The organism is Streptosporangium sp. NPDC002544 (genome assembly GCF_040295965.1).
Taxonomy (GTDB): Bacteria; Actinomycetota; Actinomycetes; order Streptosporangiales; family Streptosporangiaceae; genus Streptosporangium.
The window spans coordinates 247,502-266,195 of record NZ_JBEOWJ010000009.1; the positions used below are offsets into that span (position 1 = coordinate 247,502).

At 67.8% G+C, this 18,694-nt stretch carries 14 protein-coding genes and 1 pseudogene; 9 read left to right on the forward strand and 6 right to left on the reverse strand.

Features of this window, described 5'->3' with window-relative positions:
* Positions 1 to 15 precede the first annotated feature (15 nt).
* Positions 16 to 597, forward strand: a complete 582-nt coding sequence (locus ABT061_RS16435) for a DUF6262 family protein (RefSeq protein WP_350917631.1) — start codon at positions 16 to 18, stop codon at positions 595 to 597.
* 11 nt (positions 598 to 608) lie between these two features.
* Here the strand turns inward: ABT061_RS16435 and ABT061_RS16440 are convergent, their stop codons facing one another.
* Positions 609 to 3,020 (reverse strand): ABC transporter permease, encoded by a 2,412-nt coding sequence (locus ABT061_RS16440; RefSeq protein ID WP_350917634.1) that lies wholly within the window; start codon positions 3,018 to 3,020, stop codon positions 609 to 611.
* Positions 3,020 to 3,751 carry an ABC transporter ATP-binding protein gene (locus ABT061_RS16445; protein WP_502991447.1) on the reverse strand — a complete coding sequence of 244 codons (732 nt, stop codon included), beginning with the start codon at positions 3,749 to 3,751 and terminating at the stop codon, positions 3,020 to 3,022. The genes ABT061_RS16440 and ABT061_RS16445 overlap by 1 nt, the downstream gene beginning before the upstream one ends.
* Before the next feature lie 116 nt (positions 3,752 to 3,867).
* Between ABT061_RS16445 and ABT061_RS16450 the strand changes: the two genes are divergently transcribed.
* Positions 3,868 to 4,542, forward strand: a complete 675-nt coding sequence (locus ABT061_RS16450) for a response regulator transcription factor (protein WP_350917637.1) — start codon at positions 3,868 to 3,870, stop codon at positions 4,540 to 4,542.
* Positions 4,535 to 5,608 (forward strand): sensor histidine kinase, encoded by a 1,074-nt coding sequence (locus tag ABT061_RS16455; RefSeq protein ID WP_350917640.1) that lies wholly within the window; start codon positions 4,535 to 4,537, stop codon positions 5,606 to 5,608. Before ABT061_RS16450 ends, ABT061_RS16455 begins: the two co-directional genes overlap by 8 nt.
* Positions 5,609 to 5,735: 127 nt before the next feature.
* On the opposite strand, the pseudogene ABT061_RS16460 reads toward ABT061_RS16455, so the two are convergent.
* Positions 5,736 to 5,990 (reverse strand): annotated as a pseudogene (locus tag ABT061_RS16460) (transposase family protein); the annotation flags it as partial.
* A gap of 117 nt (positions 5,991 to 6,107) precedes the next feature.
* Positions 6,108 to 7,631, reverse strand: coding sequence for a DUF1349 domain-containing protein (locus ABT061_RS16465; protein WP_350917643.1), 1,524 nt, complete (start codon positions 7,629 to 7,631; stop codon positions 6,108 to 6,110).
* Positions 7,632 to 7,782: 151 nt separating this feature from the next.
* On the opposite strand from ABT061_RS16465, the gene ABT061_RS16470 reads away from it, so the two are divergent.
* From ABT061_RS16470 to ABT061_RS16480, 3 genes are all read left to right on the forward strand, one after another.
* Entirely contained in the window at positions 7,783 to 8,445 is a 663-nt protein-coding gene (locus ABT061_RS16470) for a response regulator transcription factor (RefSeq protein WP_350917646.1), read from the forward strand.
* On the forward strand, positions 8,442 to 9,557 hold the full coding sequence (locus ABT061_RS16475; RefSeq protein WP_350917649.1) for a sensor histidine kinase: 1,116 nt from the start codon (positions 8,442 to 8,444) through the stop codon (positions 9,555 to 9,557). Before ABT061_RS16470 ends, ABT061_RS16475 begins: the two co-directional genes overlap by 4 nt.
* A 71-nt stretch (positions 9,558 to 9,628) precedes the next feature.
* The gene (locus ABT061_RS16480; protein WP_350917652.1) at positions 9,629 to 9,832 is read left to right on the forward strand and encodes a hypothetical protein; all 204 of its coding nucleotides are present in this window, start codon (positions 9,629 to 9,631) and stop codon (positions 9,830 to 9,832) included.
* A 201-nt stretch (positions 9,833 to 10,033) separates the two neighbouring features.
* On the opposite strand, the gene ABT061_RS16485 is transcribed toward ABT061_RS16480, so the two are convergent.
* Positions 10,034 to 11,254, reverse strand: a complete 1,221-nt coding sequence (locus tag ABT061_RS16485; protein ID WP_350917655.1) for a serine protein kinase RIO — start codon at positions 11,252 to 11,254, stop codon at positions 10,034 to 10,036.
* Positions 11,255 to 11,647: 393 nt separating this feature from the next.
* Positions 11,648 to 12,718 (reverse strand): LacI family DNA-binding transcriptional regulator, encoded by a 1,071-nt coding sequence (locus tag ABT061_RS16490; RefSeq protein WP_350917658.1) that lies wholly within the window; start codon positions 12,716 to 12,718, stop codon positions 11,648 to 11,650.
* Positions 12,719 to 13,328: 610 nt separating this feature from the next.
* Here ABT061_RS16490 and ABT061_RS16495 point away from each other — a divergent pair.
* The 3 genes from ABT061_RS16495 to ABT061_RS16505 are packed head-to-tail and all read left to right on the forward strand — an operon-like array spanning position 13,329 to position 18,413.
* Positions 13,329 to 15,410: a family 43 glycosylhydrolase gene (locus ABT061_RS16495; protein ID WP_350917660.1), complete on the forward strand. Its 2,082-nt coding sequence runs from the start codon at positions 13,329 to 13,331 to the stop codon at positions 15,408 to 15,410.
* A gap of 16 nt (positions 15,411 to 15,426) precedes the next feature.
* Entirely contained in the window at positions 15,427 to 16,929 is a 1,503-nt protein-coding gene (locus ABT061_RS16500; RefSeq protein WP_350917662.1) for a glycoside hydrolase family 10 protein, read from the forward strand.
* Positions 16,930 to 16,943: 14 nt separating this feature from the next.
* The gene (locus tag ABT061_RS16505; protein ID WP_350917665.1) at positions 16,944 to 18,413 is read left to right on the forward strand and encodes a non-reducing end alpha-L-arabinofuranosidase family hydrolase; all 1,470 of its coding nucleotides are present in this window, start codon (positions 16,944 to 16,946) and stop codon (positions 18,411 to 18,413) included.
* Positions 18,414 to 18,694: the final 281 nt, after the last annotated feature.

Here is an 18,694-nt window from a genome sequence, read left to right on the forward strand (position 1 = left end):
CGATCCGGAGTGCACGTGAACAGAGCTGACTCCTCCCGCGACGCCCGCGTCGCCCGCCTCCGCCAGGCCCGCCAGACGGACAGCGCAGCCAAGACGGCTCGCACCAAAGGAGCCATCCGCGATCTCCTCAACGCCGGGCAACGCATCTCCTTCGCCGGAGTGGCACGAAAAGCCGACGTATCGACCTGGTTCGTCTACAACACCCCCGCCATCAGAGACACAATCCGGCAGGCGATGAGTGAGCAGGCCCAGCACGGTGTGCAAGCAGCCGCGGTCCCCCGACCCGAGCGAGCCACCCCCGCCAGCCTGTACACCGACCTTGCGATGGCCCGCGAAGAAATCCAAGAACTGAAACGAGAGCGCGATGCCTTGAAACGCCGCCTCCAGCTTGCTCTGGGCGCGGAAATCGACAACGCGGCCCAACCCGAACGCGTTCAGAGAGTGCAGGACCTGGAAGGCCGCACCCAGGCCCTGACCCGAGACCTCGCCGAGGCACGTGCCCAAGCTACACGCCTCACCGAACAACAACAGGAATCTGACGAGACCATCGCCTCGCTCCGGCTCGCCCTGCGCAAGGCGATGCGCACCGTCCCATGATCCGCAGACCCTCAGTCGAGTGACAGTCCTGCGACCGGACTCACCCGGGCGGCCCGGCGTGCGGGGAGAACGGCGGCGAGGAGTCCGGCCAGGGCGGCGATGAGGACGACGACGCCGAGCGACAGCCAAGGGACGTGCATGGTGGCGTCGCGGAGGGCCCGTTTCACGATCGTCTCGCAGGCGGCCCAGGCGAAACCGACGCCGAGCACGGTGCCGAGCACGGTGGCCACCAGCGACAGCAGGACGGCCTCGGCCGCCAGCATCCGCCGGAGCTGCCCGCGGGTGAGCCCGAGCGCGCGCAGCATCGCGTGTTCGCGGGCACGTTCGAGTACGGAAAGCCCGAGGGTGTTCGCGATCCCGATCAGGGCGATCACGATGGCGATGCCGAGCAGGCCGAGCGCTGACCAGGTGTAGATCTGCAGCTGCTGGTCCAGCGACTCCCAGGTGCGCAAACCGTTCTCGATCGTCGCGCCGACGGGATCGGCCAGCTCGTCCAGGTCGGCGCCGAGCCGAGCCGGGTCGGCGCCGGTGGAGGCGCGGATCCAGACGGCACGCGGCTCGGGGGCGTCGGTGAGCGTCGCCAGCGTCTCGGGCGCGACCACGCCCGCCGGGCCCCAGCCGGTGCCGACGGCCACCTGCAGCTGGGCTCGCCGGTCGCCGACGCGCACCGTGACCTGGTCGCCGGGCCGGAGACTCAGGCTCTTGCCAAAGGCCTCGGAATCGAGTCTGATCTTCCCCGGCTCCACCCGAGCGAACGCCCCGCCGTCGCGGGCCACTTGCGCCGCGACCGGTGCGGTGACAACCGGGATCGGTTCGTCGAGCCCGGCCACTCGGGCCACGGCGCCGTCCACTGGAACGGCCTGCTCCACACCGGGAATGTGACGTACCCGGTTGAGGAGGTCAGTGGTGACCGGCTCCTTGGGCGAGGTGAGCGCGACATCGATGGGGTGGTCCCTACCGATCTGCTCATTCAAGGACGTACGCCATGTGGCCATCCCGGTGAGTACGGCGATCGTCAGGGTGACGCCGACCAGCAGGGAGGCAGTGGTGGTGGCGGTCCGCCGCGGATTGCGCACAGCGTTCTTGGTCGCCAGCCGCCCGGCGGGGCCGAGCAGCGCGCCGGTGATCCCAACCAGGCGGGGAACGAGCACCGGCCCGAAGAGGAGTACGCCGCCGAACACCGATCCTCCGCCGGCCAGCATGAACGCCGTACTGCCCTGGACCATCGCCACCCCGAGCAGGGCCGGCCCGATGACCAGGAGGAGCGCAGCGAGCGCCAGCCGCACCAGGCCGGTGGCCATGGGTATGTCGACCGCGGCATCCGGGCGCAGCGCCGCCAGCGGGCTCACCAGGACCACGCGCCGGGTCGGCAACCAGGACGCGACCATGGTGACCGCCAGGCCGACGGCGAACCCGCCCAGCAGCCAGGGCACGGGCAGCTCGGCGGCGCCCATCGGCACGGCGGACGCGAGGGCGTCGATCAGGGCGATCAGCCCGTAGCCGAAACCGACGCCGACCAGTGTCCCGGTCAGCGACGCGAGCACGCCGACGACGGCCGCCTCGCGGCGTACAGAACGCACCACCTGCCGCCGGGTCGCGCCGATGCAGCGCAGTAGCGCGAAGTCGCGGAGTCGTTGCGCGAACAGGATGGAGAAGGTGTTCGCGATGACGAGGATCGAGACGAAGAGCGCGATGCCGGCGAACAACAGCAGCATCACCGACAAGCTGTTCACCCTGTTCTGGACATAGGTCAGCCGCTCCGCGGCGAACCCCTCCGGGGACTGCGCCTTCGCGCCTTCCGGGAGCTGACCTACCTCCCCGCGCACCGCCACCGCGTTCAGATGAAGGTGGTCGCGCCACTGCAGCAACTGCGGCCAGGTGACGTACATCGAGGCCTGGGCCGGGGGCGAGGGCGACTCCACGAGACCGACCACTCGTACGTCGCGTGCGGCGGCGCCCTCGCCGATCCGAACCCGGTTGCCGACCGCGATATTCTCGGCCAGGGCGAAATACACGTCCACCACCGCCTCGCCCGTGCTCGCTGGGAAGCGCCCCGAGCTGAGCTCCTGCCAGCGCCACTCCTCCAAGATGGCGATCGGCCCCACGGTCGTTTCGGAGAGCCGCCGGCCGTTCACGCGCGCCGACAGCGTTGCCCGGCCGGTCGCGGCCGCGTTCTCACCGTGTCGCTCGGTGAATGCGATCGCGGCCTTCGGGTCCAGCTCGAACGATGGCCACCCCGCCGCCGAGACCACGTGCTCGGCATTGCGGTACGGCGCCCCCAGGCCGTCCATGAGCCCGCTTTGCGCGCCGGAGGTGAGCATGCCGACCACGACGACGAAGGCGACGGCGACGGTGACCGCGACCGCCGCCGCGACGTACCTGCGGATGTACGTGCGCAGCGACGCGAGGAAGACGGCACGCATCAGGCGATCCGCCCGTCCTGCATGGTGACCACGTCGTCGGCGTACGCCGCCGCGTCCCGCTCGTGGGTGACCATAACGATGGTCTGGCCGAGCTCGCGCGCCGACCGGCGCAGGTGGTCCAGCACCTCCGCCGACGTGGTGCTGTCCAGGTTTCCGGTGGGCTCGTCGGCGAACAGCAGGTCCGGCTGGGTGACCAGGGCTCGGGCGATCGCGACCCGCTGCTGCTGGCCGCCGGACAGCTCCGCGGGCCGGTGGCCGAGCCTGTCGGCCACGCCGAGGACATCGGCGAGCAGGTACGCGCGCTCGCGTGCCGCATCGTCGATCCGGCGGCCGCCCAGTTCGAGCGGGAGCACGATGTTCTCGCCCGCGGTGAGCATCGGCAGCAGGTTGAACGACTGGAACACGAAGCCGACGTGCTCGCGGCGGAAGATCGTGAGCGCGTCGTCGTCGAGCAACCCGAGGTCGGTGCCTGCCACGGTGACGGTGCCGCCGCTGGCCTGGTCGAGTCCGGCCAGGCAGTGCATCAGCGTGGATTTACCCGATCCGCTCGGGCCCATGATCGCGGTGAACCCGCCTCGCGGGAGGTCGAGGTCGATGCCGCGCAGTGCATGGACCTGGGTTTCGCCCCGGCCGTAGGTCTTGGTCAGGTTCCGCGCGCGGGCGGCCACGGCGTCGGGGCTCGCGGCCGTCCGGGGAAGCCGCGGGGCCGGGTCATGCCGTGAGCCGGTCACTGCTGGGTCCTCGCTTCGCTGTAGGCCATGCCCGCAGTCAAGGCGGCGCGGTGTTGTCAGCACGTATGGAATTTTCGATACGCCGACGATACGCCCGGGCTCCTAGCATCGAGTGCATGCGTGTGTTGATCGTCGAGGACGAGCCCTACCTGGCAGAGGCCATGCGCGACGGGCTGCGCCTGGCGGCGATCGCCGCCGACATCGCAGGTGACGGCGACACCGCTCTGGAGCTGCTGAGCGTCAACGCCTACGACATCGCCGTCCTCGACCGCGACATCCCCGGCCCCTCGGGCGACGAGATCGCCAAACGCGTCATCGCCTCCGGCAGCGGCATGCCCATCCTCATGCTCACCGCCGCCGACCGGCTCGACGACAAGGCCTCCGGGTTCGGGCTCGGGGCCGACGACTACCTCACCAAGCCCTTCGATCTCCAGGAACTCGTGCTCCGCCTCCGGGCACTCGACCGCAGGCGCGCGCACAACAGGCCGCCCGTACGCGAGATCGCCGGCCTGCGCCTGGACCCGTTCCGCCGCGAGGTCTACCGCGACGGCCGCTACGTCGCGCTCACCCGCAAACAGTTCGCCGTGCTCGAAGTCCTCGTCGCCGCCGAAGGCGGTGTCGTCAGCGCGGAAGAACTTCTGCAGCGGGCGTGGGACGAGAACGCCGACCCCTTCACCAACGCCGTCCGCATCACGGTCTCGGCGCTGCGCAAACGGCTCGGCGAACCGTGGCTCATCGCCACCGTGCCCGGCGTCGGCTACCGCATCGACGCAGGAGGCGAGGGTGGATAGGGCGCGCGGGATGAGCGTCCGGCTCAAGCTCACCCTCAGCTACGCCGGATTCCTCATGCTCGCGGGCGCGTTGCTGCTCGCCGCCGTGTGGGTGTTCCTCCTGCGGTACGTACCCGACGGCTGGCCCGCCCTTCTCTACGTGGCGCCCAACCGCATCCTCCTCCTGGGCGCCTTCGCCCCTGCGGCGGCCGCGGTGATGGCGTTCCTGCTGGTGTTCGGCCTGCTGGGAGGATGGATTCTCGCCGGACGCATGCTCGCCCCCCTGACCCGCATCACCGACGCCACGCGCATGGCCGCGAACGGATCGCTCTCCCACCGGATCCGGTTGCCTGGCCGCGCGGACGAGTTCCGCGAACTCGCTGACGCCTTCGACGCCATGCTCGTGCGGCTCGAAGCACACGTCGCCGAGCAACAGCGATTCGCGGCCAACGCCTCACACGAACTCCGCACCCCGCTGGCGATCTCACGGGCGCTTCTCGACGTGGCCCGCCGCGATCCCGACCGTGACATCGGCGAACTCGTCGAACGCCTTCACGCCGTCAACACCCGGGCGATCGACCTCACCGAGGCGCTCCTCATGCTCAGCCGCGCCGACCAGAGATCCTTCGCACGGGAACGCATCGACCTGTCCCTGGTCGTGGAAGAGGCCGTCGAGACACTGCTCTCGCTCGCAAAGAAACGCGGTGTCACCATCGAGACTTCAGGTGAGATCACCCCGGTTGAGGGGTCGCAGGCGCTCCTGCTGCAACTGGCGACGAACCTGGTGCACAACGCGATCGTGCACAACCTGCCCGTACAGGGAACCGTGTGGATCAAGACCGGCGTCGGCCCCGAGGCGCTCACCGTCGAGAACACCGGCGAGAAGCTGTCCCCAGAGGTGGTCCCTGCACTTACAGAACCGTTTCAGCGCGGCACGGGAAGAATACGCAACGACCACGCAGGCGTCGGACTCGGCCTGGCAATCGTCAAGAGCATCACCCACGCGCACGACGGAACACTCACTATCGTCGCGCGCCCCGCGGGGGGCCTCAGCATCGCCGTTCAACTACCCGCGTGTAAGCGATAAGCTGCGACTGCAGAAAAATATAGATTTCCTGAACCAATCGCCGGATATTACGTCGATTAGCGTCGCCTGTCGATACCAGAAATGAGTATCGATTTTAAGAGAATAACCGGGACCCAAGGAGCCCATTTCATCCTGAGTAGCGGCCCTCTTCGATGAGCTGCAGGACGAGGATGGCCTGCACGAGTGCGGTCGCTCGACGCGGGCAGCAGCGCTGCTTGGTCAGCACCTTACAGCTCTTCAAGGTCGCAACGGCGCGTTCGCCGATGGCGCGGATGCGGGCGTGAGCGCGGTTGACGTCACGCTGCCCGCGGGACAGCCAGGGCCAGTGGCGATGCCGCTTGAACGGTGTCCGGATCGTACCGCCGGCGCCTTGGTAGCCCTTGAAGGTGGTTCGGCGGACCTCGAGGTTCGGGCATGTTTCCGGCATTGTCTGAGCCGTATCCCGGGCTGCTACCGCCGAACGCGCCGAGCGGGTTCTGCACCTTTGCGGGAGCGGAACCTAACGTGGCGCTTTCCTGCGGTGTACGGCTATCGCCACCCCGAGGGCGAGGGCGGCATATCCGCAGGTCACGGCCAAACCTCCCGATGGCGGGAGCGGGTAATAGCCCCCGAGCAGTGACTGGTCCACGTCCACGTGCGCGAACGTGGGGACGCTCTGCGTGATCGCGAACCCGGCGGCAGGGGTGATCATCAGCAGCCACGGCACCAGACCCGCGGTCGCCAGCAGGTAGGGCACGACGACCAGCGCGATGGCCAGCCCGACGGCGACGATGCCCCGCTTGACCAGCGCGGCCAGGCCCAGAGCCAGCACGGCGGCGGCCGCGGTCAGCGCCGCGTAGCCGACGATCACCCGCAGCCCGGTACCCAGGGTGATCGGCTGAATCGGGTTCTGATTGGCACGCAACATCGCCAGGCCGACAGGGACCACGATCCCCGAGGTCACCAGCCCCGTCACGAACCCGACCGCGCCGACCACCATGGCCTTGGCCGCCAGCAGCCACGCTGGATGCGGCTCGGCCGGCAGGCCGGTCCCGATCAGCCCCCGCCGATGTTCCGCCGTGAAGAACGAGACCGCCACCACGAGCACCAGGATCAGCCCCACGGCCCCGCCGATCAGCATGAGGTCAGCGCGCAGACCGCCCTCCACCGTGGCGGGCCCGATGTCACCGCCCCCGGTCACAAGGAGCTTGTCACCGGACTCGACGACCCCGCCCGGGTGATGCAGGGTCTTGCCGTCGGGCCCCAGGGAGACGCCGACGTCGTCACGCCGCCACGAACCGTTCGCGCCCTGCAGCTTGATCTGGTCGAAGGTGGCGGTGGCCTGGGCGAAGGCTTTCGCCATCTCCCACAGGGCGCCTGGCGAGGTGGCGAACAGCCCGATCTCGACCGTCTCCGGCAGCCCGGTCAGCTTGACCGTGCCGACCTCGGTCCACGTCTTTCCGTCGCCTGACTCGTAGCCGGTGAGAGTGTCGCCCGACCTGGTCAGCCGCAGCCACCGTGGCCCCCGCACAGGACCGCCGGCCACGTCGTGGGTGAAGTTGTGCTGCATCCTCACGCCGTGGCTGCCGGTGATCATGACGGCGGCGTACGGCGTGCCCTGCGTGAGGCTCTGCCTGACCAGGAGCCCGGCCTTCGCCCAGGGCACCACCCCCTCCTTGACGTTGCGCACCCCGGGTACGACGTCCGGCAGCCGCATCTGCCCGGTCATGTCCAACACGCGGGCGGTGATGCTGCCGTTCCCCTTGAGCGGCTGGTGCACGAAGTAGTACTTGTCCTTCACCGCCGTGCCATCGGGTCCCACCAAAGGCGCGGGGCAGGGGCCCTCGCCCTTCCAGGTCACGCAGGTGCTGCGGGCGCCCCCGGCGATCAGCAGGCCGAGCGACACGGTGACCAGCACGGAGGCCGCCATGGTGAGCACCCAGCCCCACCCGGAGCGGAACTTGGTCCACTCCGCGCGCAGCAACTGAGGGAAACGGTCCTGCCCGGCCCGCCGGCTGGATCGGTAAGGCGTGAATGAACTCATGCCGACGGTTGTACGCGGCACCCGGTTCCAGCCGGGTCGCAGCCGCTGCGACCCGGCTGGAACCTGGGATCTGACATCGTTGACCCATGGCACCTCGACCCGGCGGCCGGTTCGGCCGCCCCGCCCGCACGACGACCGGCGGTGAGTGGTGGTGAGGGTCCTCGTCGTCGAGGACTTCGAGGTCCTCGCCCGCTCCATCGGAACCGGGCTGCGCCGCGAGGGCATGGCCGTCGACGTCGTCCTGGACGGAACCGCCGCCCTCGACCGCCTGGCCGCCACCCGCTACGACGTGGTGATCCTCGACCGCGACCTGCCCGGCGTCCACGGGGACGAGATCTGCCGGCGACTCGCCCACGGCCGCTGTCAGACCCGCGTACTGATGCTCACCGCCTCCGGCACGATCGAGGACCGCGTCGACGGGCTCAGCCTCGGCGCCGACGACTACCTGCCCAAGCCGTTCGCGTTCGCCGAACTGGTCGCCCGCGTCCGTGCCCTGGCCCGCCGCGCCACCCCGCCGCTACCGCCCACCCTGGCATGCGGGGACATCACCCTTGATCCGGCCCGCCGTATCGCGTTCCGGGCCGGTCGGCGTCTTGACCTGAGCCCCAGGGAGTTCGCCCTGCTCGAATGCCTGCTCGCCGTACCCGGCCTGGTCATCTCCGCCGAGGAACTGCTCGAACGCGTCTGGGACGAGGCCGCCGACCCCTTCAGCAGCGCCGTCAAGCACACCATGCACCGGTTACGAGCCAAGCTCGGTGACCCGCCCGTGATCGAGACCATCCGCGAGGGCGGCTACCGCATCGGACCGTCATGACCTCCCAGACGCTCGCCGGCAGGTCCCTGCAGACGCGGCTCGCGCTCGCCTACGCGGCGGGCATCTACGCCGCCGGGGTCTTCGTGGTCGTATTCGTCGCCGTCCCGCTTGCCAGCGTCCACGCGGCCACCCCCAAAGACCACCCCTCATCGAGTGCGATCACCGAAACCGGGCCCGGGATCAGCCTGCCCCAACTCCTCACGGGATCCGCCGTCGCCCTGGTCCTTCTGATTCCCATCGCCCTGGCTCTCGGCTGGTACGTCGCCGGCCGGTTCCTGCACCCGCTGCGCGCCATCACCGCCACCGCCAAAATCATCTCCGCCGGAAACCTCCACCAGCGCCTTGACCTCGGCGAGCCCACGGACGAGCTGACCGAACTCGGCCACACCCTCGACGACCTGTTCGCCCGCCTGCAAGCCTCCTTCGACGCCCAACGCCACTTCGTCGCCAACGCCTCCCACGAGCTGCGCACCCCTCTCGCCGGCCTGCGCACCCTTCTTGAAGTCGCTCTCGCCGACCCCGATGCCGACACCGACACCCTGCGTTCGGCCTGCCAGGACGCCCTCGCTCTTGGCGAACACCAGGAGCGGCTCGTCCGAGCACTGCTCGCTCTGGCCACCAGCGAGCGCGGCGTCACCCACTGGGACACCCTCGACCTCGCCCACGTCGTCGAAGGAGTGATCGCCTCCCGCCGCGACCAGGCAATGGAGAGACGCATCGACCTAACCGAACACCTGACGCCCGCAGTGACGGCCGGGGACCCGAGACTGATCGAAAGCCTCGTCGCCAACCTCATCGACAACGCCATCCGCCACAATCACGAAGACGGGCAGGTAAAGGTCACCACACAGAGCTCCGGCACGCAGACGGCCCTTACCGTCACCAACAGCGGGCCGGTCATCCCCGACAACCAGATCCAGCGGCTCTTTAAAGCCTTCCAGAAACTGGCGCCTGATCGTCACGGCCGCCACGACGGCTACGGCATCGGCCTTGCCATCGTCAATGCCGTCACGCAGGCTCACCACGCCACCCTCACCGCCAGCGCACGCCCCCAAGGGGGTTTGTCCATCACCGTGCAGTTCGCGCACGGATCTCATCCGAACCTTCCCTGATGAGGTGCTCCAGATCCTGGCCTCCGACGACGCCGACCTGATCGGCGCGTTGCCGGCCTTCGAACCGAAGGGTGGAGCCCGACCTGCCGGCCGCCAACCCCGGCCCGGCCTGGGCGCTGGTGGTCGAGTCGGTCGCCGCAAGGTACGGGCTGAGTGCCTCACGGCTCAACGTGCTCGGCCGCTACAGCTTCACCGCCTCCAACCCGGCTGCCGACGCCCTGCGCCCGCTGCGCGACCCAAGTGCGGGTGGCCTCGACGAGGACGAGGAGGAATGAGAGTCGGCGGCCTTCAGGGCACTGATCAGTTCGCCGGGAGCAGGGTGATCCAGGCGCCGCGGTCCAGGTACAGGCTGAACTGTGCCACCAGCCCCTCGCCCACGGTCTCGGTCAGCCACTGGTCGTCACCGACTTCGCCGCACCGCTGTAGGTTCCGGATAGACCTGTCGGTGTCCGAGTGTGTTGTCGTGCAGAAGGCGATCAGAACACCATCGTGAGCAGGTCGGCGAACAGCTCCTGTTCGTCGATCTCGAGCCCGCGGTTCGTGAACCACGTGGCCATGTTGTGGCAGTCGCGCATCAGGAAGTCCATGCCCTTCGGGTTGCCGACGATGTCGACGACCTGGGGCAGGTCGATCATCACGATCCGCTCGGCCTGCGCGAGGACGTTGTACGGCGAAAGGTCGCCGTGCGCGAGCCCCGTGCGGGCCAGTTCACGCATGCCGTTGCGGAGCTGCTCGAAGTACACACCGAGCAGTTCCTTCGACGGCCGGACCTGGGCGAGCCGGGGCGCGGCACCGCCCTCGCCGTCGTCGATGAACTCCATCAGCAGCTCGGTGCCGTCCACCTGCACGGGATACGGCACCGGGACGCCGGCCTTCCACAACAGGTTGAGGGCGTCCCATTCGGCGTATGCCCACTGACCGGCCGCGACACTGCGGCCGTGCGAGGTCTTCTTCGCCATCGCCCGGCTGTCGCGGCTGTTGCGGGTACGGCGGCCTTCGACGTACGACGTACTGCGGTGGAAGGACCGGTGCTCCTCGGTGCGGTACCGTTTCGCGGCCAGCAGCGAGGACTTCGCCGGGTTGTCGCCGATGGCTTCGACGGCCCGTTCGAGCAGGAAGACGTCGGCTTCCTTGCCGGTTTTGAGGACGCCAAGCTCGGTGTCGATCGCAGCCTGTTCCGTCACAACCCACGAAGGGCGTGGTTCCGGGCCGCGAGAACCGCGCTCGACCTCCAGCCAGGTGGACCACCGCTGATCCGGGCCCAGCTCCTCGTCGACCGAATGGAACTTGAAGACGAAGGCTGCGGCCGGATCTGGTTGGGACTCGTCACCGGTGAATTCGGATCGGCGGGAGTCGAGGTCGGAGTAGGTATCAGAGAGTTCGTACTCGGAAGACAACGGGTGTGCTCCTGAACAAAGAGGTGGGACTGATGCGGACATGCCGCAGCGCAGTGATGGCCATCCGTCAGCCCTCCTTAGTCCAGGCAGCGCTCTCCGCCACTCGATCGACCCAGCATGCCCCGCCCGTTTCGGCCCCCGCAACGTATTTACCGGAGCTGGCACCGTGCGGTCGGGCTCAGCCGGAGCTCCTGCATCGGCTTCGCGGATCGGCAGACCCAGCTCCGGCAGCACCGGCTCCCGCCAGACCCGCGACGCGGCGAGCTGCCGGCGTACGCGCGGCCCGGCGACATCGTGCATATCTCCGAGATGTTCCGCCTCGTGCGCGGCACCCAGGGCACCCCGGCGATCCCGGCACAGCGCAAGGCCCGCCGCGAATACGAGAACCGTGTCAACGCCCTTCCGGCTACAGCCGGACCATGATCGTTCTCAGCGCCAACGGCTGTACCGATGTTCCCCACAGCCGTTTCCCCCTGACGAGGCCGCCCGGCTCGGCGGCGCGTCGCTCGTGTTGGTGTGGGGCAACGACCGCCGCGACACCGGCCTTTCATGCTCGGGCGCCGAGCCGGGTCGCCGGTTCCTCAGGCACCGGCGAACAGCAACGATCAGCGAGAGATGGGCGTTTGCGTTGACAACTCTGCCGGCAACGCCGGGTTACGTTACGGCCTCGTCAATCGTTCATGCCACAGAAACTTACGTAAGATCCACAGGCATTTTCGGCTTCCCCTGAAAGGCAGCCGTGCTCTCGCGGATCACGAGCTCGGTGCCCAGCTCCACTCGCCTCTGCTGAAGCGACTCCCCCTCAGCCAGGCTGATCAGCATGGTGGCGGCCGTGGCGCCCATCTCGATCAGGGGCTGGCGGATCGTGGTGAGCGGCGGGATGGCCCAGCGACAGGGGGGCATGTCGTCGAAGCCGATCACACTGAGGTCGTCCGGGATGCGTAGCCGCAGCTCGTGGGCAGCATGGTAGACGCCGATGGCCTGGCCGTCGTTGGACGCGAAGATCGCAGTAGGTGGCTCAGGCAACTTCATCAGTCGGCGGGTGTGGGCCAGGCCGTCCTCGATCTGAAACGCCCCCTGGCAGATCAGGTCGGGGTCGACCGGCACGCCGGCGGCATCAAGGGCGGCACGGTAACCGTCCAGGCGTGCCCGGCCGGAAAGCGCGTACTCAGGTCCCGTGATCATCGCGATTCGGCGGTGACCGAGTTCGAGAAGGTGACGGGTGGCCTCCAGGCCACCGCTCCAGTTGGTGGCCCCCACCGAAGGTACGCCGCGGCCAGGATCCCCGGCGGGATCCAGCACGACCAAGGGAACCTCGCGAGTGGCCAGCCGCACGCGCTGGTCATCCGTGGGACCCGAAAACACCGTGATGACACCGGTGGGGCGGCGGCTGAGCACGTCCTCGATCCACCGATGCCCCGGAGTATGCCGACCGCCGAGCTCGGAGATCACCACGCTCAGGCCATGCCGCCGGGCGACCTGCTGGACACCCTTGACGATCTCTATCGGATAGTCGCCCGCCAGCTCGTGAAAGACGACCTCGATGAGGCCCGCCGGTTTGATGCGGCGGCGTTGTCTGCGGTAACCGTGCTCTCGGATGAGGCCCTCGACCAGGGCGCGGGTCTCCGTGCCGACCTCCGAGCGGCCGTTGACGACCTTTGAGACGGTGGCCATGGAGACTCCGGCCAGCTCGGCGAGCTGAGAGAGGGTCAGTGGTTCGGAGGGGGCCGAGTCGGCGTGGGGGGATTCCTCGGTCGAGGTCATATCGGGAGTGTATCCGGGCGGTTTTCGGTCTCTCGTTATGGCCGTTTCCGCTGTTCCTCCCCCTTTCCAGCCCGCTTCGCCAGACGCTTGGAACGATCGTTGATCCGGCAGGTATCGGAAGTCAGCCGGAAAATTTCCATCGGTCGGCTCGGGCGTCCCGAGTCATCCATCAGGGTCCGTCGAGGAAGTTAGCCGGATTCGGCCAGAATTCTACGGTTGCCAACTGGTAACTTCTGTGAAACTTTCACATGCGCGGGCAGCGCGACATGATCTCCCACCGGACGAATGCCCAGGCCGGGAAACATGTCAGTGGCAATGCCCAGATCAGCGAGGGCTGTGACTCGTTGACCTGGATCGGACAGTCGGATGTACTCCGCGACAACACGTCCACGGGAGCAGGCCATGGAGATCTGGAGTCTCGAATGTTAGCGATAACAGGTTTTAGTGGCCGCTACCTCTCAGACGTGGCCAAGGAGCGTTGGATGCCCCCCTCATCTCGAACGCGTGTCCAAGGCGGACTTTTCGCTCGCCCTCCGCTGTACCGACGACTGGTCAGGGTGACGTCATGATCGAAATGTTAACGCTAACAAAAATCTCCAAAGAGGGATGTATGCCTTTTACCAGGCGAAATCATCTGCGCATACTGCTTGCCGCCATCACCTCGGCCATACTCGTCGGCACCCTGCTCACGCTCGCCACGCCCGTCGCGAACGCGGCGACGGTCGACACCAACGCCTGGTACGTCCTGGTCAACCGCAACAGCGGCAAGGCCCTGGACGTCTACAACCTGGCCACCAACGACGGCGCCCGCATCACCCAGTGGACCCGCAACAACGGCAACCAGCAGCAGTGGCAGTTCGTCGACTCCGGCGGCGGCTACTACCGCCTCAAGTCGAGGCTCTCCGGCAAGGTCCTGGACGTCTACAACTTCTCCACCGCCAACGGCGGCGCCATCGTCCAGTGGGCCGACCTCAACGGCACCAACCAGCAGTGGCGGCCGGCCGACTCCACCGGCGGCTACATCCGCCTGATCAACCGCAACAGCAACAAGGCCCTGGAGGTACAAGGCGCCTCCACCGCCGACGGCGCCAACATCGTCCAGTACGACGACTGGGGCGGCAACAACCAGCAGTGGCAACTCGTCCAGGTCGGCAGCGAACCGAACCCGACCCCCACGCCAACGCCGACCACGGGGGGCAACTACACCAATCCGGTCGTGTGGCAGGACTTCGCCGACGGCGACATCATCCGGGTCGGCGACGCCTACTACTACTCGGCCTCGACGATGCACTACTCTCCGGGCGCGCCGATCCTGCGCTCCTACGACCTGGTCGACTGGGAGTACGCCGGCCACTCGGTCCCCCGGCTCGACTTCAACTCGAACGCCTACGACCTCAACGGCGGCCGGGCGTACGTGAAGGGCATCTGGGCATCGACCCTCAACTACCGGCCGAGCAACAGCACGTACTACTGGATGGGCTGCGTCGAGTTCAACCGCACCTACGTCTACACCGCCTCGGCGGTGGACGGCACCTGGACCAAGCGCTCCCAGATCAACAACTGCTACTACGACGCCGGCCTGCTCGTCGACGACAACGACACGATGTACGTCGCCTACGGCAACGGCACGATCAGCGTCGCCCAGCTCTCGGCCGACGGGCTCAGCCAGGTGCGCGCCCAGCAGGTGTTCCAGACCCCCTCCAGCGTCGGCACCCTGGAGGGCGCCCGCTTCTACAAGCGGAACGGCTACTACTACATCTGGCTGACCCGGCCCGCGAACGGCCAGTACGTCCTGCGCTCCACCAGCCCGTTCGGCCCGTACGAGATGCGCCAGGTCCTGCTGAACATGCCGGGCCCGATCTCCGGCGGCGGCGTGCCCCACCAGGGCGGCCTCGTGCAGACCCAGAACGGCGCCTGGTACTACATGTCGTTCGTCGACGCCTATCCCGGCGGCCGGGTACCGGCGCTGGCGCCGATCACCTGGACCGGCGACGGCTGGCCGACCGTCCAGACGGTCAACGGCGGCTGGAGCAACACGTACCCGCGGCCGAACATCCAGACCTCGAAGACCGTGCGGTCGATGATCGGCTCGGACACGTTCGCGTCGAGCACACTCGGCCACCGGTGGGAGTGGAACCACAACCCCGACAACACCAAGTGGTCGGCGGGCAACGGGCTGCGGCTGCAGACCGCGACCGTCACAGGCGACCTGTACAACGCCCGCAACACCCTGACCCACCGCATCCAGGGCCCGTCGTCGACGGCGACGATCGAGCTCGACCACTCGCAGATGGCCAACGGCGATCGCGCCGGGCTGGCCATGCTCCGCGACCAGTCGGCCTGGATCGGCCTCAAGCGCGACAGCGGGACGACCCGCGTCGTGATGACCAACGGCCTGACCATGAACAGCAGTTGGCAGACCACCGGAACCGGCACCGAGGCCGCGAGTGCCAACATCTCCGGCGGCCGGATCTGGCTGCGCGTCAATGCCGACATCCAGCCCGGCTCGGGCCGCCAGGCGCGGTTCTCCTACAGCACCGACGGAACCAACTTCACCTCGTTCGGACCGGCCTTCACCTTGAACAACGCCTGGCAGTTCTTCATGGGCTACCGCTTCGGGATCTTCAACTACGCCACCCAGTCCCTCGGCGGCGCGGTGACCGTACGCCGCTTCGACCTCACCACACCGTGAAACGGAAAGGCACCCCATGATGCACCCCCCAAACCGATCGGCCCGGTCTTCCGGGCACACCCGGCTGTGGAAACTCCTGTCCCTGCTGAGCGCCTGCGTGGTCGCCATCGGCATGTCGGTGGCGATCTCCGCTCCGGCGAGCGCCGCCTCCACACTGGGCGCGTCGGCGGCGGAGAGAGGCGGTCGCTACTTCGGCGCGGCCGTCGCCGCCGGCAAGCTCGGCGACTCCACCTACGTGAACATCCTGAACCGCGAGTTCAACTCGGTCACCGCCGAGAACGAGATGAAATGGGACGCCACCGAACCGTCGCGCGGCTCCTTCAACTACACCAACGGCGACCGGATCGCGAATCACGCGATCAGCCGGGGCATGAAGGTACGCGGACACGCCCTGCTCTGGCACTCGCAGATGCCCGGCTGGGCGCAGAGCCTGTCCGGCTCGACACTGCGCAGCGCCGCCATCAACCACGTCACCCAGGTCGCCACCTACTACCGCGGCAAGATCCACTCCTGGGACGTCGTCAACGAGGCCTTCGCCGACGGCACCTCCGGCGCCCGGCGTGACTCCAGCCTCCAGCGAACCGGCAACGACTGGATCGAAGCCGCCTTCCGCGCGGCCCGCGCCGCCGACCCCGGCGCCAAGCTCTGCTACAACGACTACAACACCGACGGCATCAACGCCAAGAGCACCGCGATCCACAACATGGTCCGCGACTTCAAATCACGCGGCGTCCCCATCGACTGCGTCGGCTTCCAGTCCCATCTCGGCAACTCCGTCCCCGGCGACTACCAGGCCAACCTCCAGCGCTTCGCCGACCTCGGCGTCGACGTCCAGATCACCGAACTCGACATCGCCGGCTCCAACCAGGCCGGCAACTACGCCACCGTCACCCGCGCCTGCCTCGCGGTCGCCCGCTGCACCGGCATCACCGTCTGGGGCATCCGCGACAGCGACTCCTGGCGCACCGGGGAGAACCCCCTGCTCTTCGACGCCGCCGGCAACAAGAAGGCCGCCTACACCTCGGTACTGAACGCACTCAACGGCGGCAGCACCAACCCGACGCCCACGCCGACCTCGGGGCCGATCGACACCAACGCCTGGTACGTCCTGGTCAACCGCAACAGCGGCAAAGCCCTGGACGTCTACAACCTGGCCACCAACGACGGCGCCCGCATCACCCAGTGGACCCGCAACAACGGCAACCAGCAGCAGTGGCAGTTCGTCGACTCCGGCGGCGGCTGGTACCGGGTCAAGTCCCGCCATTCCGGCAAGGTCCTCGACGTCTACAACTGGTCGACCGCCAACGGCGGCTCGATCGTCCAGTGGGCCGACGGCAACGGCACCAACCAGCAGTGGCGCCTGGCCGACTCCACCGGCGGCTACGTCCGCTTCATCAGCCGCCACAGCAACAAGGCCCTGGAGGTACAGGGCGCCTCCACCGCCGACGGCGCCAACATCGTCCAGTACGACGACTGGGGCGGCAACAACCAGCAGTGGCAACTCGTCCGCGTCGGATGAAATCGGAGCACATCATGAAAATCAGACCCCTGGCCATCATCGTGACGGCGGCCACGTTGCTGATAAGCCTCTTCGTGGCCGTCCAATCCGCGAACGCGGCGACGGTCGACACCAACGCCTGGTACGTCCTGGTCAACCGCAACAGCGGCAAAGCCCTGGACGTCTACAACCTGGCCACCAACGACGGCGCCCGCATCACCCAGTGGACCCGCAACAACGGCAACCAGCAGCAGTGGCAGTTCGTCGACTCCGGCGGCGGCTACTACCGCCTCAAGTCGAGGCTCTCCGGCAAGGTCCTGGACGTCTACAACTTCTCCACCGCCAACGGCGGCGCCATCGTCCAGTGGGCCGACCTCAACGGCACCAACCAGCAGTGGCGCCTGGCCGACTCCACCGGCGGCTACATCCGCCTGATCAACCGCAACAGCAACAAGGCCCTGGAGGTACAGGGCGCCTCCACCGCCGACGGCGCCAACATCGTCCAGTACGACGACTGGGGCGGCAACAACCAGCAGTGGCAACTCGTCCAGGTCGGCAGCGGGCCCAACCCGACCCCGACGCCGACCCCGACCGGTATGTGCGATCTTCCGTCGACGTACCGCTGGACATCGACGGGCCCGCTGGCGACCCCGAAGTCGGGGTGGGTCTCGCTCAAGGACTTCACCACCGCCCCCTACAACGGCAGGCACCTCGTCTACGCGACGACGCACGACACGGGCACAAATTGGGGTTCGATGAACTTCGGCCTCTTCACCAACTGGTCCGACATGGCCTCGGCCAGCCAGAACACGATGTCTTCCTCCACTGTCGCGCCCACGCTCTTCTACTTCGCCCCGAGGAACATCTGGGTACTCGCCTACCAGTGGGGCGGGACCGCCTTCTCCTACCGGACCTCCAGCGACCCCACCAATCCGAACGGCTGGTCATCGCAGCAGGTGCTCTTCTCCGGAAGCATCACCGGCTCCGGAACAGGACCCATCGACCAGACGCTCATCGGTGACAGCACGAACATGTACCTGTTCTTCGCCGGCGACAACGGCAAGATCTACCGGGCCGGCATGCCCATCGGGAACTTCCCGGGCAGCTTCGGCACGACATCAACGGTGATCATGAGCGACACGACGAACAACCTGTTCGAAGCTGTTCAGGTCTACAAGCTCCAGGGCCAGAACCGCTACCTCATGATCGTCGAGGCGATCGGCTCGCAGGGCCGCTACTTCCGCTCGTTCACGGCCACCAGTCTGAACGGTACATGGACACCGCAGGCCGCGACCGAGAGCAACCCCTTCGCAGGCAAGGCCAACAGCGGCGCCACCTGGACCAACGACATCAGCCACGGCGAACTGATCCGCACCAACGCCGATCAGACCATGACCGTCGACCCCTGCAATCTGCAGCTGCTCTACCAGGGACGCAACCCCAGCTCCGGCGGCGACTACGGCCTCCTGCCCTACCGGCCGGGCCTGCTGACACTACAGCGCTGACGGCGTGACACAGGTCCGGCTCGAACGTTCCTGACGTTCACCGCAAAGGCGTACACCCCATCGGGTGAGCGCAATCACGGCACGCGATCAGGACCGGGGGGAGCCAGAGCGGCGGGCTCGGTGCAGGACCGAGCCCGCCCGGGTCACGCAGAAACGTCAGCGCTCACCTAGCGACGGAATGCGGAGTCGGGCACACGCTCCCCAACCTGAGGTCCACCCCCGAAAGGATCACCATGAGATCTGCACCATCACGCCGCCTGCCCTGGCGCATGGGCTTGTCG

Excerpts from the sequence above, each read along its gene's own strand:
- ABT061_RS16440 (WP_350917634.1), bottom strand. The coding sequence starts at position 3,020 with ATGCGTGCCGTCTTCCTCGCGTCGCTGCGCACGTACATCCGCAGGTAC.
- ABT061_RS16450 (WP_350917637.1), top strand. The coding sequence starts at position 3,868 with ATGCGTGTGTTGATCGTCGAGGACGAGCCCTACCTGGCAGAGGCCATG.
- ABT061_RS16465 (WP_350917643.1), bottom strand. The coding sequence starts at position 7,631 with ATGAGTTCATTCACGCCTTACCGATCCAGCCGGCGGGCCGGGCAGGAC.
- ABT061_RS16475 (WP_350917649.1), top strand. The coding sequence starts at position 8,442 with ATGACCTCCCAGACGCTCGCCGGCAGGTCCCTGCAGACGCGGCTCGCG.
- ABT061_RS16485 (WP_350917655.1), bottom strand. The coding sequence starts at position 11,254 with ATGCACGATGTCGCCGGGCCGCGCGTACGCCGGCAGCTCGCCGCGTCG.
- ABT061_RS16490 (WP_350917658.1), bottom strand. The coding sequence starts at position 12,718 with ATGACCTCGACCGAGGAATCCCCCCACGCCGACTCGGCCCCCTCCGAA.
- ABT061_RS16495 (WP_350917660.1), top strand. The coding sequence starts at position 13,329 with ATGCCTTTTACCAGGCGAAATCATCTGCGCATACTGCTTGCCGCCATC.
- ABT061_RS16500 (WP_350917662.1), top strand. The coding sequence starts at position 15,427 with ATGATGCACCCCCCAAACCGATCGGCCCGGTCTTCCGGGCACACCCGG.
- ABT061_RS16505 (WP_350917665.1), top strand. The coding sequence starts at position 16,944 with ATGAAAATCAGACCCCTGGCCATCATCGTGACGGCGGCCACGTTGCTG.